The sequence below is a fragment of the Sulfitobacter sp. GN1-4 genome (assembly GCF_055693825.1).
Genome location: NZ_JBVFUQ010000003.1, coordinates 3322860 through 3338269, shown reverse-complemented (window position 1 = coordinate 3338269; position 15410 = coordinate 3322860). Strand labels below are relative to the sequence as shown.

The 15410-nt window shown below is 56.5% G+C and carries 11 protein-coding genes and 2 pseudogenes; 8 read left to right on the top strand and 5 right to left on the bottom strand.

Translation table 11 applies throughout. From position 1 onward, the window contains the following. The first annotated feature begins 269 nt into the window (after nt 1-269). From ACZ1HM_RS17020 to ACZ1HM_RS17005, 4 genes and pseudogenes are all read left to right on the top strand, one after another. The gene (locus ACZ1HM_RS17020) at nt 270-1061 is read left to right on the top strand and encodes a helix-turn-helix transcriptional regulator (RefSeq protein ID WP_472743837.1); all 792 of its coding nucleotides are present in this window, start codon (nt 270-272) and stop codon (nt 1059-1061) included. Between the two features lie 99 nt (nt 1062-1160). After that, entirely contained in the window at nt 1161-2513 is a 1353-nt protein-coding gene (locus tag ACZ1HM_RS17015; protein ID WP_472743836.1) for an aminomethyl transferase family protein, read from the top strand. Nucleotides 2514-2531: 18 nt separating this feature from the next. After that, nucleotides 2532-5758 (top strand): annotated as a pseudogene (locus tag ACZ1HM_RS17010) (reductive dehalogenase). A 38-nt stretch (nt 5759-5796) separates the two neighbouring features. Continuing rightward, the gene (locus ACZ1HM_RS17005) at nt 5797-7050 is read left to right on the top strand and encodes a cytochrome P450 (RefSeq protein WP_472743835.1); all 1254 of its coding nucleotides are present in this window, start codon (nt 5797-5799) and stop codon (nt 7048-7050) included. 129 nt (nt 7051-7179) lie between these two features. On the opposite strand, the gene ACZ1HM_RS17000 is transcribed toward ACZ1HM_RS17005, so the two are convergent. The 5 genes and pseudogenes from ACZ1HM_RS17000 to ACZ1HM_RS16980 all read right to left on the bottom strand — a co-directional run bounded on the left by ACZ1HM_RS17000 (nt 7180) and on the right by ACZ1HM_RS16980 (nt 10467). Beyond that, nucleotides 7180-7662, bottom strand: a complete 483-nt coding sequence (locus tag ACZ1HM_RS17000; protein WP_472743834.1) for a GFA family protein — start codon at nt 7660-7662, stop codon at nt 7180-7182. A 30-nt stretch (nt 7663-7692) separates the two neighbouring features. Next, nucleotides 7693-8541, bottom strand: a complete 849-nt coding sequence (locus ACZ1HM_RS16995; RefSeq protein ID WP_472743833.1) for an MBL fold metallo-hydrolase — start codon at nt 8539-8541, stop codon at nt 7693-7695. Nucleotide 8542: 1 nt separating this feature from the next. Then, nucleotides 8543-9550 (bottom strand): sulfatase-like hydrolase/transferase, encoded by a 1008-nt coding sequence (locus ACZ1HM_RS16990; protein ID WP_472743832.1) that lies wholly within the window; start codon nt 9548-9550, stop codon nt 8543-8545. A 191-nt stretch (nt 9551-9741) separates the two neighbouring features. Beyond that, nucleotides 9742-9933: pseudogene (locus ACZ1HM_RS16985) on the bottom strand (sulfatase-like hydrolase/transferase); the annotation flags it as partial. 63 nt (nt 9934-9996) lie between these two features. Next, entirely contained in the window at nt 9997-10467 is a 471-nt protein-coding gene (locus tag ACZ1HM_RS16980) for a MarR family winged helix-turn-helix transcriptional regulator (protein WP_472743831.1), read from the bottom strand. Between the two features lie 114 nt (nt 10468-10581). Between ACZ1HM_RS16980 and ACZ1HM_RS16975 the strand changes: the two genes are divergently transcribed. The 4 genes from ACZ1HM_RS16975 to ACZ1HM_RS16960 all read left to right on the top strand — a co-directional run bounded on the left by ACZ1HM_RS16975 (nt 10582) and on the right by ACZ1HM_RS16960 (nt 15261). Further along, nucleotides 10582-11529, top strand: coding sequence for a Bug family tripartite tricarboxylate transporter substrate binding protein (locus ACZ1HM_RS16975; protein ID WP_472743830.1), 948 nt, complete (start codon nt 10582-10584; stop codon nt 11527-11529). A 152-nt stretch (nt 11530-11681) separates the two neighbouring features. Beyond that, nucleotides 11682-12152, top strand: a complete 471-nt coding sequence (locus tag ACZ1HM_RS16970) for a hypothetical protein (RefSeq protein ID WP_472743829.1) — start codon at nt 11682-11684, stop codon at nt 12150-12152. After that, on the top strand, nt 12152-13741 hold the full coding sequence (locus tag ACZ1HM_RS16965; protein ID WP_472743828.1) for a tripartite tricarboxylate transporter permease: 1590 nt from the start codon (nt 12152-12154) through the stop codon (nt 13739-13741). The genes ACZ1HM_RS16970 and ACZ1HM_RS16965 overlap by 1 nt, the downstream gene beginning before the upstream one ends. Beyond that, nucleotides 13738-15261 (top strand): sulfatase-like hydrolase/transferase, encoded by a 1524-nt coding sequence (locus tag ACZ1HM_RS16960; protein WP_472743827.1) that lies wholly within the window; start codon nt 13738-13740, stop codon nt 15259-15261. The genes ACZ1HM_RS16965 and ACZ1HM_RS16960 overlap by 4 nt, the downstream gene beginning before the upstream one ends. The last annotated feature ends 149 nt before the right edge of the window (nt 15262-15410 follow it).

Genomic DNA, 15410 nt, shown 5'->3' with positions numbered 1-15410 from the left:
GACGTTCAAGTTGGCTACTGGGAATGACCGCTATGCAGGACTTTGCTGCCGATGGGATTCTCTATCTGAACGGCCGCTTGGCGCGCTTCGCGTCCGTGGCGAAAAGGGCAAGGCAAAAAACTGACCCGGGCTGCGCCCGCTCAGTGTTTTGCTGTTTCACGAAGATCGGACGTTGTCATTTTTTCTCAAGCACTCAGGCAACAGAAGTCCAAGTCCGCGTATGACGATCCTTAACCTGCACTTTGATGTTTCATCTGCTATTGAGGGTCATGGCACAAGCAAAGACACACACGTTCGAAAATCCAGTCGGTTTGGAAAGGCTGATCGCCTGCGCGCCGAAGGAAGACTTTGGTGCGGTGGCACTGAAATTTCTATCAAATATCACTCGAATCGAAAGCTTTGGTGCTTACCATATTGCCAATCTCAATGCGCCAAATCCGGTATTATCGTTCTGGTCAGGCCGCATCAGTGACTATAGGTTTCAGCGCGATGCGGATCTTATCCTTGCTGATGCAGGCACCAAGACGAAGATCATCGATCTGGTTGAATCCACACCCGATTATTCGGTGACGATAGATCGCTGGACTCCGCCCGAAGGTAGCGACCGAAAGGCGATCTACGACAGAAATAGCGTGATTGAGCGCGTTGCAGTCTCTTCTAAGGACGGGCGCTCTGGGCTACGGTCCTTCTACTTGCGAAGTCACGCAGATGGCTGGATCTGCGAAGATGAATATGTGGCACTCTGCAGAGTATTGCCTGTCGTGCATCAGCTGATCGGACTGAGACATCAGATCATCGGCACGGCAAGGCACCGCATTGGCGACGGTGCCAATGCCACACGGCTCAAAAATACAGGGGTCGGCAAATTTCGAGAGCTAACGCCGCGTGAGGCAGATGTCTGCGATCTGTTGTTAGATGGAAAATCCATTGCGGCTTCGGCGCTGGAACTGGGCATATCAGAGGCCACGGTACGCACCTTGCGGCAGCGGGCGTATCGAAGGCTGCGTGTTGGCTCGGGACGGGAACTGATGGCTCTATTTGTCGGAGCACCCGGTGCGTAAAGTGCCTTGCTTCCGCTGAGAGATCGTCATCTTTTTGGATGACAGAATTCAGCGCCGGATCGATCTAGGCTTGCCCTCGACAATTTAGGGACAGCTTTCATGATATCTCCGGCAGATCAATCGCTTCAGGACAAAATCGATCAACACGGTGATCTTTGGTCGATGCTCTATGATGGGGAAGTCCATCGTTTTCAGTTTCCCGTGAAGCCGGAGTTTTCGAACTGGATTGATGAACAGATTGCCTGGCGGACGTCTGTCATATTTCAGAACATGTCGCATCACATGACCGATGTATTCCTGGAAGGGCCAGACGTTATTCGCCTGCTGTCGGATTTGGGCATAAACTCATTCGACGGGTTCGGCCCGATGCAGGCCAAGCAGTATGTCGTGTGCAACTTTGATGGCCAAGTCATCGGCGACGCGGTGCTGTTCTGCGAGAAGGAGAACGAAGTCAGCATAGTTGGGAAACCGATGGCGGCGAATTGGGTCCGCTATCATGCGGAGACCGGCGACTACGACGTCAATGTCACGAAGATCGACCGTCCGTCGCCAAACCTGACAGATCGCGTGCGGTTTCGCTATCAGGTTCAGGGCCCAAAGGCTGATCAGTTGTTCGAAGAACTGAACGGCGGTCCTTTGCCAGATATCCCTTTCTTCAAAATGGGAAGGTTTAAAATCGGCCCACATGAAGTTGTGGCCCTGAACCACAGAATGTCAGGATTCCCGGGGTTTGAGTTCTGGGGGCCTTCCGAACAAGGCGACGCAGTGCGCGGCCTGATCCTGGAGGGCGGCGAAAAATATGGTCTGACCCAGATCGGCGGGCGGACCTATCCCGTTACAGCGGCTGTCTCAGGCTGGGTGGGGGCGATCCTTCCGGCCATCTACACAGGCGAGAAAATGCGTGGCTATCGTGAGTGGCTGCCTGCGAATGGGCCAGAGGGAAGGCAAGCGATTGGCGGCTCATTGGCCACTGGTCGCGTCGAGGATTTTTACCGCACGCCCTACGATCTTGGCTATGGCTTCATGGCTAAGTTCGACCATGATTTTATCGGCCGCGAAGCGCTTGAGGCCATGGCGCCGCAAGACAAACTAAAGAAAGTGCGCCTTGTCTGGAACCAGCAGGATGTTGTGGACATCTATGCCAGCGGGTTCTCTGACGGCGACAGATACAAGAAAATCGAACTGCCGGCGGGAAACTATACAGTGGCGCCCGGCGACCGTGTGATGCTGCAAGATGAAGGCGTCGGCGTGTCGTTCTACCCGGCATATTCCGAAGCGGAGCGCAGTTGCATCTCGCTCGCGTCCATCCGGACTGATCTGGCTGTTGACGGGCAGGAATTGACCCTGATCTGGGGCGAGCCGGACGGCGGGTCGGGCAAACCGACGGTGGAGAGGCACATTCAAAAAGAAGTTCGCGTGGTTGTGGACGCCAAGCCGATCAAACGTCACTGAGATGTTGAAAGCCCGCGCATGACCAGCCCGATTTTCTCAAACAGGAAACGCGCGTTTCATTTGGGGCCGTTCCCACTGGAACGGATGAAGCGGTCTCAAGGCGGGACCTCATCGCGCGTGCCACAGATGCGGCCATTGAACTACGGGCACGGCGCGCGCTCGAACACGCTGGTTAGTGCGTTGGATGAATACCAGTCGATGCTTGATGCGATCCGCGATGGTCTAGTCTCCAGGAAAAAGGCCACATGCCCGGAGGACCCGGACGAGCGCGCACGCCACATCAAGTCTTTTGCGTATTTTCAGGATGCACCGATGGTTGGCATCGCGCGGATGGACCCTGCTGCACTGCTTGAAGAACCCATCCGAAATGAGGGCATAGGACGGCTGGCTGAGGAGCTGAAAACCAAACAAGTCAAGTCGCTCGCTGCGGGCATCGAGACCATGATGGCCGATCTGAAAGACGCCATGGAGGCGCCGCCCCAGTCGATGGATGGGCATACTCACGCGATCGTGCTTCTGTATCCTTTCAGCCGTGATCCGGAGCCCGACGAGGCGGGATATCTTTGGATGCAGGGCGCGGCAGCGCATCGTGGTTCGGTACGCGCGACTGAGACGGCTGTGGTTTTGGCAAATTACTTGCGCGTCTTGGGATATGACGCGCGGGCGCATAGTGGCTCGGCATCCGATGTTGATCTCAATCATCTGACTGTTGCGGCGGGCTTGGCCACTGTGGAAGGCGACAAGCTGGTAAACCCCTTCGTTCAGGACAGGTTCCAAGTCGCCGTGGTTTCGACCGACTTCGAGATGACACCGGATCAGCCAATCGCGCCTCTTTCAGAGCAACCAGCATCCCTCACTTCTGGCGTGGCCTGGTCCCTGGGGTATGGTTCAGCAAAAAATGCGCTGACGCTCGATCCCTTTGCCAAGCGATCCTATGCCAGTGGACCGCACCCGTTTGAGACGCTCAAGCGCGTCGATACCCCGACGACCTATATTGACGAGGCGCGCGTTGCGCGGGTGCCCAAACGCGCCGATATGTTCGCGCGTTCCAAATTCGGAGATATGGGGAAAGCCAATCAAGACGCATCGAAGGGTGGATACTTCGCGCAGAAATCCCCACTTGCGCAGGCCCTCAGAAGGCCACTGGGGGCGTTCCTGGTATTGCAAGATGGTCCCCGCGTGCCCGAGATAGACCAAGAAGCGCGCGATCCAAAATTAAACGCAGACGGGATCAAGGCGCTCGCTTATTTTCTAGGCACAGATGCGGTCGGCATCTCTCGCTGCCCCGATTGGGTGTGGTACTCGCATGACGCTAACGGTGACCCGATCACGCCTGAACATCCCAACGCCATCAGCTTTATCGTGGATCAAGGGTTCGACACGACCGAGGGATCGTCCGGCGACGACTGGATTGCTGTTGTGCAATCCATGCGCGCCTATCTGCGGTTCTCATTGCTGGGCGGGATCGTGGCGAAACATATCCGAAACCTTGGATACAAGGCACAGGTTCACACAAACATTCAGAGTGAAGTTGTCCATCCTCCGCTGCTGCTGCTCTCTGGTTTGGGAGAGGTTAGTCGCATTGGCGAGGTGATCGTAAACCCGTTCCTGGGGCCGCGCCTGAAATCAGGTGTGATCACGACCGACATGCCGCTTACCCATGACAAACCGATTGATTTCGGAATGCAGGCCTTTTGTGAGGCCTGCAACAAATGCGCGCGGGAGTGTCCGTCTGGGGCTATCACGGCGGGGCCAAAGCTGATGTTTAACGGGTATGAAATCTGGAAATCGGACAGCCAGAAATGCACCACCTACAGGTTGACGCAAAAGGGCGGTGCCATGTGCGGGCGCTGTATGAAGACATGCCCCTGGAATGTGGAAGGATTGCAGCACGAACGCCCCCTGCGGTGGATGGCGATGAATGTGCCCGCGATGGCGGGCATATTGGCAAAGATGGATGATCTGGTCGGCAACGGTCAGATCAACCCGAAAAACGCTGGTGGTGGGATCTGAAGTGGCATCCAGATGGCTCCTGCGAGATGATCAACGCCGAAGACGAGCCGCCGAATAACCGCCAACTGCAGACCGATCTGAAGCTAAGCTACCAAGATCAGACGCTTGCCGTTTATCCTGCCGATCTTGCGCCGCCCCCTTGGCCGTTTCCATTTCCTATGGATCGCGAAAAGGGGATTGAGGCCTATCAGGCGCTGATCACGGCAAAAGAATACCAGCGCCGTTTGGTTGAGGGCGTGGAAACTCCAACTTCGCACAGTCTGGGTCCGCCAGATGAAGCGCCGGTCATTCGTGTCGAGGTGACGAAGGCGGAACAGATGACAGATGGCATCACCAAATATGAGCTTTCTTCGCTTGACGGCGGGCCTTTGCCAGAATGGACAGCGGGTGCGCATGTGGACATTGTCATCGCACCTGAATACCTGCGCCAATACTCGCTGTGCGGGAATCCCAAAGACCGGTCGAAGTATCAGATCGCTGTCTTGCGCGAAGACACAGGTCGTGGCGGCTCAAAGCTGCTTCACCGAATTTTTTCCGAAGGGCGCAAAATCTTCATTTCCAAACCAATCAACCACTTCCCTCTCGCGCACGAAGGCACAAAGCATCTTTTGATGGGCGGTGGCATTGGGATCACGCCGATGATTGCCTTTGCGCATGAATGCTTTGCTGCGGGCAGCGACTTCGAACTGCACTATTCGGCTTCCAAAATGAGCGACGCGGCTTTTGTACGCGAACTGAAAGGTTTCGATTGGGCCGGCAAAGTCCAGTTTCACTTTTCCGATCAGGACAGCCGCGCTGACTTCGATGCCATTCTCTCAGATCATAGAGAAGGATCGCATGTCTACGCGTGCGGGCCTAAGCGCTTCATGTCGGGGGTGATGGACGCGGCGGAACGGCAGGGTTTTCCGGAAGACGCGCGCCATGTTGAGTACTTTTCCGTGCCCGAATTGCCAGATTACGAAAACCACGACTTCATCTTGCGGCTTGCGAGATCGAACAAGGAATTCACCGTCCCGGCGGACAGAACAGCAGCCGAGGTTCTGATCGACAACGGGTACCCGATAGACCTGAAATGCTCTGACGGCATCTGCGGCGTGTGCAAATGTGGCCTGCAAGGTGGCGAGGTCGAGCACCGCGATTTCGTATTGTCCAACGCGCAGCGGCAAAACAGCATCATTTTGTGCCAGTCGCGGGCTCTACAAGAGAACGGCATCGTGGAGATCGATCTATGAGATGCGAAGTAGAAACCCGCTCGCGCATGGGAGGATAAATGCCGGACACGTCAAACACCGAACCAAAGTGCCCATTCCCACAATTCGGAGCGCGCCACGAACCGTTTGAACATGAGGGCATGTACAGCTTCTTCTCTGATGTTCGACCCGAAGCTCGGATTTTCTATTCGCCCGAGATCGATTGCTGGGTCGTCACGCATCATGCCGACATCAAGCCCGTTTTGGAAGATTCCGAACACTTCTCTGCAACGCTGGCAACGCGCCCCATCTCTCCCTGGCCCCAATCCGTGCGCGATTACCTCGATAGCCGAAACTTCCAGAACGAATCCGTTCAAGTGGCGTGCGATCCACCGAAACACACGCGGATCAGGCAAATCGCGGCACGGTTCATGAATATCCGCCAGTTTTCTTCTTACGAAGGCCAACTGCGCGCTCTGGTGCGCGGCTACATCGACAAGATGGAGGGGGCGAAAGAAGCTGATTTGGTCGACGCCATCTTCTACGAGTTTCCGGCACAAGCCGTCTTTCTGCTGATCGGCGTCACTGATTTCGACCCGCGCAAGATCAAGGAATGGGGGGATTTGCGGATCAATTCGATCTTTGACTGTCCCTCTGAAAAGGAACTGCTCGACGCCGCCAAAGACATTGCTGATTTCTGGGATTTCAGTGCCGAGCTTGTGCAATCCCGCGTCGAGAATCCGGGTGATGACTATGCCAGTATCCTCCTGGAATTGCGTGACGATGACGACGAGAAACTCACCATGAACGAGCTGCGCAACCTCGTCTTTGGCTTGCAGCTCGCTGGGCATGAGACCACGACGAACGCAGCCGGCAATCTGTTCCATGCCCTTATGACTCACCCTGAACAGTGGAAAAAGCTGGTCGAGGACCCGTCACTTATTCCGAACGCAGTCGAAGAAGGTTTGCGGTTCGCGTCATCTGTCGTCGCATGGCGACGGATTGCCAAGACCGAGGTAGAGGTCGCGGGTATGGGCTTTCCCGAAGGCACGAAGTTCTTGCTGGCGCTGGCGTCGGGAAACAGGGATGAGGACGTTTTTGCCGATGGTGACACGTTCGATGTGACGCGCTCCAACCCGCGGGAGCACGTTGCGTTCGGTCATGGGCTGCACAAATGTCTGGGCGCTCCGCTGGCTCGGCTTGAGCTGCGCATTTTGCTCGAAGAACTCACAACACGCTTCCCTAACATGAGGCTTGCGCCGGGCCAGGACATCTCATGGCTCAAGACCCTGTCATTTCGTGGCCCCAAAAGCTTGCGCGTCACGCTAACCTGACGAACTGACAAGTAAGTTGGCTGGCCTTTGCATGGCTGCTTACGTCAGGTGGCGAAACAATATTCTTGGAGAGGCAAACCGTCACTTGGACAGCAACAAGAGCGCAGACGTATGTCTGCAATCCAATGGCTAAGGAACTTCGAATGGCGCCTCATAAATGGTTGGTATTGCCTTCGTGCCATCATCAAGAACGGCTCTTTGCGCGAAAACGTCGTAGTGCGCCGGAAGAAGTGTGCCTCTTTGGGCGAAAGACGCAAAGATGTGTCGGGCCACCTTCGGTGATCTTTCAAACCAATTCGGGTCATCAAATGTCCCGCCATAGACGGGCACCACACTGGGCAGCCTTTCCAGCGTGTTAAACAATTTTGTTCCACAGTCCGCACAAAAATTCACGGTCAGTTTTTTCCCACTGGTGACCGAGGTTTGCGCATAGGCCTTCGGTTGCCCTGCCAGCAGTCGAAAATCGTGGTCTTGAAAGATTGGTTCAATCAGGAACGCACTGCCGGTTGCCCTCTGGCAGAACTTGCAGTGGCAAATTGTTACGTGCAACGGGTCATCTTGAACGCAATACCTAATCTTGCCACACAGGCAGCCACCCTCATGATTTATCATCATATTCTGTCACGTCGGGTTCTCCGGGTTTCAAATCTCGAACGTGTCCAGATCTTCAACGATACCAGCGTCACCATCAAAATTTGCCGCCAAGTCGGCCAGCGCCTTCGTGTGACCTTCTTCGGAATCCATGTGAATTCGGAAATGCGTCAGGAACACGCGTTTCACCCCAACGCTTGCCGCCATGCGCGCGATTTCGCCCGGATCAGGGCTGAACGCCATCAAGGAAGGGTGCAGGATCTCGCCACTTCCGCGATAACACCAATGAACAAGGAGATCGGCGTCCCGGCATAGCTCGGTGATCTCAAGATTGATCCCTGTGTCACCGGAATAGACAAACTTCTTGCCCTCAGCCTCTAACGCGAAGCCGAGACACTCAAGGATCGGTTGCGCATGGGTCGCCTGCGCAGAGGTCAGTCGCCAGTCGTTCCCATCGTAACCAAAACCCGGCTCAATCTCTGTTATTTCTGGCGCAGGCCATGGTCGTGGGAGTGTCCCGCCGCGTGCTGTCCAGACTTGCTGACTTTGGGGCAGCTCGGTCCGCGCTCGGAGATCATGGCTCAGAACGCCGTTTGGCCCAAAATACCCTGCGGTTATCGCGGCTAGCGGTTTGGGCCCAAAAACCTTGAGCGGTCTTGCGCCTTCATCCCATGCTGCATGCACCAAACGCGCGTAATCCATCATGTGATCGGTGTGATAGTGCGTGAAGAAGAGATGCGTGATGTCTTTTGGCAGACGACCCGACCGGATCAGATTGTCGACAACGCCGCCACCACAATCAAACAGAATGCGGTCCTCACCCACCTCGATCAGGTAGCCGGATGAAGCGCGGCGGGCATAGGCCTCAGGCGAGCCGGACCCCAATACAGTGAGTTTCACGTCATGCTCCCGCCTTTGGCGGCGGCGTCGCTCCGGGTGCGCCCAGTTTCAACGCAGCTTCTCGGCCACCATAATGCTCGATCAAGGCCGCCTGATCAGCGAAAGCCTGTGCATTTACGGCTTCCGGGTCGCAGATGTTGCGCAATGCCGCATCCAGTTCCTTCAAGACGTCCACGCACGTGGGATCGGATGCCAGATCGACCAACTCTTCCGGATCCTCTTCCAGATCGAAGAGTTCGGGCGGAAAGCCGATGTAGTAGTTGAACTTCCAACGGCCCTTGCGCAGCATATATCCGCCCGACACCGCCCCCGCAGCGTGGTATTCGCTGAGAATGGGTCGCTCGGGATCATCCGGCTGCTTGGCAATGTCCGCCAACGACTGCGCACCTTGGGCTGCTTCGATGTCGGCACCAAAATGATTTGCGATCGTTTTTGACAGATCGACGAGGCTCACCGGCGTATTGCAGGTACCAGTCGCGACATCCGGCCCCGCCATGATCATCGGAATGTGGACGCTTTCCTGATAGAAATTTGACTTGCCCCACAATCCGCGCGCCCCAACGTTGTCGCCGTGATCCGACGTATAGACGACCGTCGTATCCTCGGACATTCCAGCCGCCTCCAGCGCCTGCAGGATCTGGCCGATGTTGTAATCCAACCAACTGCAGAGACCATAGTATGACGCCATTGCGCGCAAACGCTCCTCGGGACTGTCGAACCTTGATTCACTGTCCATGCTGGCGTTTTGTTTTTCCACCCAAGGGTGTCGTTTGTACCCTGTATTGGGGTGCAGCTTTACGTCTGGAAGCCGATCAAGCGGATAGAGATCATAAAATTCCTGTGGAACCACCAACGGGAAATGCGGGGCGACAAGGCCCACGTACAAACACCATCGCCGATCGTCTTTTGATTCCGCACGGCCTTGCAGCCACTCTTTGGTTCTTGCCGTGACGGAGGCGTCATAATCGGTGTACGGCGAAGTACCAGGCCCGATGTATTTGCCCAACATACGTCCGCCACCGGGGGAGAGATACGCTCATTTTCTTTGCGGATCGACGCCCAGACCATGCCAACGCCACCCACCACCTGCATCGGGATATGCTCGACATCAAACCCAGCTGGGTCGGCCTCATCCCGGTAGTGCAGCTTGCCGATGCTCTCGACCGGGAAACCCTTTGCCTGCAATGCGTGCCCCCATCCCCTTGGATCGCCGATATAGGGCATCGCATTGTCCCAAAGCCGGTTTTGATGGACGTATTTTCCGGTGGCAAAGCTGGCGCGCGCAGGAACACAGATCGGGCTCGGCGTATAAGCGTCGGTAAAGCGCATGCCGCGTGCCGCAAGCGCATCAAGGTTGGGCGTCTGCGCTATGGGATGACCAGCACATCCCATAGCCCTCGCTTGATGCTCGTCGGACATGATCACAAGGAAATTCGACTGGGTCATGAGGCGTCTTTACTTTTCGGCTGCGATTTCGAGGTGATCCAGGACCTTGTGAAACACCCGCAGTTCCTCGTCAGTCAAACCTTCGCGCAGTTGCGTTTGCCTTGCGCGCGTAACAGGAAGGGTTTTCTCAAAAATCGCCCGCCCTTTGTCTGTCAAACTGAGAACTTGTACGCGGTGATCTCCTGAGTCAGTCCTTGATGCAACCACTCCCTGTTCGATCAATGTCTTGAGGTTCCTGCTGAGCAACCCCTTGTCCAGAGCGGCTTCTTTTGACAGTTTCGATGATTGGGTTTGTCCCGCCGCACCGACCAGGGCGATCACCCGCCATTGGGTCAATGTAATCCCGCTTGTCTTATGCAAGATACGAGACGCTTGCGCATTAAGCTTCGCTTGCACACGAGAGATACGGTAGGTGACAAACCGCCGGAGTGGCAGTTCACTTTCAGGGTCGGCGAAGCCAACAAACTTCTCTTGCTCCATGCGAATTTCGTCCCTTGCTGTTCCGCAAAGATGCAGACCATTAGTGGATGGGTCAATCTTTTTGTTGACCCATCCACTAAAGTGTGGCTGAGTTTTGGAAACAGGGAGGAAAACATGAAAAAGATCGTGAAAGCTGCGGTTGCGGCCATTGGCCTGACCGCACTGGCAACTGGTGCTCAGGCTGACGATTGGACACCACCGGGGCCGATCAAACTGATGATCGCTTTTGCAGCGGGTGGCGGCGCTGACACCCAAGCGCGTATGATCGCGGAAGAGCTGGAGGTCGCCAAGGGCTGGAAGATTATTCCAGAGCAAGTGACCGGCAAAGGTGGTCTCAACGCCGTGAAGGCGCTGCAAGGTGAGCCCAAGGACGGCACTTCGATTGCGATGATTGTGACGGAAACCCTGGGGTACAACCTGGCCGCTGCTGATGCTGGCGAGCCGAGTATTGCTACTGCAATTACAACGACGGCAGGCAGCCAGATGGCCGTCGTGTCGATGGCGTCCAAGGGCTACAAGACGTTTGCCGATGTCATCGCCGCCGCGAAAGGTGGAGAGGAAATCCGCTTTGGCGTCATGAGCCCATCGCTGGCCGATCTTGCCTATGTGGTGGGCAAGGAAAACGGCGTCGAATTCAACATCGTCTCAGTGCGCGGTGGCAAGGCCGTCATGAACGGGCTTACAGCAGGTGACATGGACGTTGGATTTGGCGCTGGCATTCAGGCCCGTGCCGTTGCGGCTGGTGACATGGTCGAACTCGCATCCGCCAAAACCGGCCCTCTTGCGGGCACACCTGACGCGCCGAACCTGAGCGAGTTTGGGTCGCAGTTCCCGAACGACACAATGTTCCTGATCGCAGGTCCGGGCGATATGGACCCTGCCGCGCGTGACGCCATCGCCGCCGCGATTGCCGAGGTTGTGACAGCCGACGGATCAAAGGCAGGCGGCTTTATCAACAAAGCATTTGGCGGCATTGATCTACGCACCGGTGATGAACTCGACGCTTTCATCGCGGATGCCTATTCGAACGCAGGTGCATTGCTGGAAGCCTCAGCCGAGTAATCTGAGGTCAGCGCGTCTACATATCGGCCCGGCATCGCGTCCGGGCCGATTTTCTCTCTGGAGTTGACATGCCGCCGATATCCCGCAGCAATATGTTTCTGAGCATCATTTGCATTGGCTTTGCTGCGCTTGTCGCTTTCGTATGGATACCCTTGGATGTGGAAACCGGACTGATTGAGAAGGTCCGCAGGCGCACAGTCATCGGCGATGCACTCGCCCCGACTGTCGCGGCCTTCTTCGTGGGAGTTGGCGGCGTCCTATTGTTTGTTTTCGAACGGAAGGACACAAGCCAGCCCAGGTTGAATTCGGAGAATGTAAAGTTCATCAGCATCCAGATTGGCATTCTTGTCGTCGGATTTCTGATCATGCTTTATGCGGGGCCACTGGCTGCTTATATGGTGCAGGATGGGGGTGAATACAGGCTGCTGCGCGACAGCGCGCCCTGGAAATACATCGGCTATTTCCTGGGAGGCACCTTCATCGTCTCCGGCTTGATCTCACATGTCGAAGGCAGGTTTTCGGGGCGTAATGTGGTGATCAGCATCTGCGTCGTGTTGGCTCTGATCGTCATCTATGATCTTCCCTTCGAAGATCTTCTGCTGCCACCAAACGGCGACGTCTGATGACCGTGCTGGACTACATCTGGCTTGGCGTCTTGGCCGTTTTCCAAGGGCCCGAAGCGCTTGCCATTCTGGGCCTGCCGGTTTCCATCACCCTGGTGATGATCCTGGCAGGGTTTCTGCTTGGGATCATGGTGGGTGCCACGCCAGGGATGGCAGGGCCTGTGGCCATGGCGATTTCATTGCCTATTTTGATTTCGGTTTTCGGATATCACCCCGATGCCATGCTGCCGGTGGTCGGCTTTCTGATTGGGATCATGAAAGGAGCCACCGTTGGCGGTGCCGTGCCCGCGATCCTGTTCAATACGCCCGGCACACCAGACGCCTATATGACGACGCTGGACGGCTATCCAATGGCACAGCGCGGCAAGGCAAAGAAAGCGTTGCGTGTGGCGCACCTGTCCTCCGCCTCGGGAGATACGTTCTCGGATATCGTGCTGTTTGTCTGTGCGCCGTTCCTTGCCATTCTGGTCGAGGCCTATCTGGACCTGCCAGAGAAAACGGCCTTGCTGATCCTGTCGCTTAGTTTCATCGCAGCGGTGATCGGCGGCTCCCCGGCCAAGGGCCTGATCTCTACCGGACTTGGCCTGTTGGCCGTTTACGTCGGCACAGGCGAGGACTTCTACCCGCGCTTGTCCATGGGCACGCAGGAACTGGCGCGCGGCTTTCCCATTGCGACCTCTGTCCTTGGGGTTCTGATCATCGGTGCGGTATTCAAAGGTCTCGATGACCTTTGGCGCGAGCGACAAAGCAAAGGCACGATTGCCTCTGTCTCGGACAGCGGTGATCAACGGCTGCACTGGGCCGATGTGCGCCGCCTGTTTCCTTACATCGCAAGGTCCGCCGTGATTGGGACGACCATTGGCGCGCTCCCTGGTGTCGGTTCAACGCTTGCCGCGACGCTGGGCTATACGGTGGGAAAGGCTCGTCACGATCAACGCAATGCGCCGGAACAAACCAAATTTGGTGAAGGAGCAATGGAAGGTATTGCTGCGACCGAGGCTGCGAATTCGTCGGTTTCGGGCGCAAATCTGATCCCTGTTCTGTCCCTTGGCATCCCCGGCAATGCGGCAGCGGTTTTTCTGATCCTTGCCATGGAGTCAATCGGTGGTTTCAACCCGGGGCCATCCGTCTTCAAATTTTCAGCCGAGCAGGTGAACACGGAACTGGTCATCGCTTTCGGTCTGTTTACCGCGATGGTTTTCGCCAACCTGCTGAACTGGACGATCGGGGGGCTGTTTATGCGCTCCATGGGCATTATGATCCGCATCCCCAAACAGATCCTGCTGCCGTCAGTTTTGCTGCTCACACTGACCGCCATCTACGTTCAGGAAACCAGGATCGAGGCGATTTGGTTCGCCCTTGGCTTTGGCGTGCTGGGATACCTGATGCGTGTCATCGCGATGTCGCCGCTGCCGTTCGTCATTGCGTTTATCCTTGGTGGCAGGCTGGAAGAGACCGCACGTCAGGCCTATTCGGCCACGGGCAATGATCCGTTTTTCCTGTTTAACAATCCAATCGCCGCCGTCCTGATGGCGATGGCTGTCGGGGTCATCATCTACGCCGCACGCAGCAGAAAGAGAGCAACATGAGCCGTCCCAACATCCTGCTGATTTCAGCCGATCAGCAACGCGCCGACTGCTTTGGTTTCATGGGGCGCAAGGTCAAGACCCCGCATCTGGACCAGTTGGCAGCAGACGGCACATACTTCGACGCCTGCATCACGCCTTCCGTGGTGTGCCAACCGGCGCGTGCCTCAATTCTGACCGGTCAGCTGTGCCGCACCCATGGCGTGCATGACAACGGTATAGATCTTGACCCGGCCATTGGCGAAAAGGGCTTTGCCGGAGGGATGTCCGCTGCAGGGTACCAGACAAGCTTCTTCGGCAAGGCACATTTCTCGACCTACCACACATATGAGCCAACCGGCACGCCTGAGTGCCTGCGTTCTTCCGCGCGTTATCCTGCGGATTGGAACGGGCCTTACATGGGGTTCGAGCACCTAGAGCTTATGCTCGTCGGCCATAATTGGTGGGCACCGGAAAAACCGCCCGCCGGGCATCACTACGAACGCTTCTATCATGCAGATGGCCGGGGCGATGAACGCACAAAATTGATGTGGGAGAACGCTGGCGACACGAAGGGGGCCGCACAGGTTTGGCATTCCAAATTGCCTGTTGCTTTTCACAACTCCCCCTGGACAGCTGATCGGGCAATCGAATGGCTCAGACACGGGCGAGACACTGACAAGCCGTTTTGCACATGGGTCAGCTTTCCTGATCCCCATCACCCGTTTGACTGCCCCGAGCCCTGGTCGCGCCTGCATGACCCCGCTGAGGTAGACCTGCCCGAGAACCGCACGCGCAGTTACGAAGGCAAACCGTGGTGGCACAAAGCTGCTGTCGAAGGTGAACCCACGGATCCGAAATTTGCAGATATCCGCAAAAACTACAGCCGCATCGCACCCCAAACAGATGAACAGCTTCGCGAAATCATCGCCAATACCTATGGTCAGATCGCACTCATCGACGATCAGGTGGGCCGTTTGATGAACGCGCTGCGCGAAACTGGCCTCGATGAGAATACCATCGTGATCTACATCTCGGATCACGGCGATTGGCTTGGCGATCACGGGCTGATCCTGAAGGGGCCGATGCATTACGAGGGGCTGTTGCGTGTGCCCATGATCGTGCGCGGCCCCGGCGTTCCTGAAGGCAAACGGGTGTCCGAGCCGGTATCGACCATCGATCTTGGCCCGACGTTTTTTGACTACGGTGCCGCCGAACCGCTGCTTGACCAGCACGGGACAAGCCTGCGCCCGTTGATCGAAGGGGATGCCAAACGCGACTTTGCCAGAAACGAATGGGGCCTGGGACCGGGGCGCGTTGGTGTCGCGCTTGAACTACGTACTGTGCGTACGAGAACTCATAAACTGACGGTTGATCTCCTTTCTGAGGACGGCGAACTCTACGATTTGCAGAATGATCCGGGTGAGTTGAACAATCTGTTCGGCGCGCGCGATGCCGCAGATATCCAGAAGAAGCTGTTGGAATTCGTGCACGCGCGGCCAGAGGAGGTTCTGCCGGATCAACCACGCGTTGGAACCGCCTGAGGGGTCGGCGCGGACGCCCCCTTCGAACGCCGGCATGCCAAGCTGGTTGCATGGTCAGCATTCGGTACTCAAGTTGAGCGAGTGGCATGGGCCCACTCCGGCTTAGCCGACGTCAGGTTTCAGCGCTTCGCTCCCATTTGTGCATTGTG

Excerpts from the sequence above, each read along its gene's own strand:
- ACZ1HM_RS16960 (WP_472743827.1), top strand. The coding sequence starts at position 13,738 with ATGAGCCGTCCCAACATCCTGCTGATTTCAGCCGATCAGCAACGCGCC.
- ACZ1HM_RS16990 (WP_472743832.1), bottom strand. The coding sequence starts at position 9,550 with ATGTTGGGCAAATACATCGGGCCTGGTACTTCGCCGTACACCGATTAT.
- ACZ1HM_RS16975 (WP_472743830.1), top strand. The coding sequence starts at position 10,582 with ATGAAAAAGATCGTGAAAGCTGCGGTTGCGGCCATTGGCCTGACCGCA.
- ACZ1HM_RS16980 (WP_472743831.1), bottom strand. The coding sequence starts at position 10,467 with ATGGAGCAAGAGAAGTTTGTTGGCTTCGCCGACCCTGAAAGTGAACTG.
- ACZ1HM_RS16965 (WP_472743828.1), top strand. The coding sequence starts at position 12,152 with ATGACCGTGCTGGACTACATCTGGCTTGGCGTCTTGGCCGTTTTCCAA.
- ACZ1HM_RS17015 (WP_472743836.1), top strand. The coding sequence starts at position 1,161 with ATGATATCTCCGGCAGATCAATCGCTTCAGGACAAAATCGATCAACAC.
- ACZ1HM_RS17005 (WP_472743835.1), top strand. The coding sequence starts at position 5,797 with ATGCCGGACACGTCAAACACCGAACCAAAGTGCCCATTCCCACAATTC.
- ACZ1HM_RS17000 (WP_472743834.1), bottom strand. The coding sequence starts at position 7,662 with ATGATAAATCATGAGGGTGGCTGCCTGTGTGGCAAGATTAGGTATTGC.
- ACZ1HM_RS17020 (WP_472743837.1), top strand. The coding sequence starts at position 270 with ATGGCACAAGCAAAGACACACACGTTCGAAAATCCAGTCGGTTTGGAA.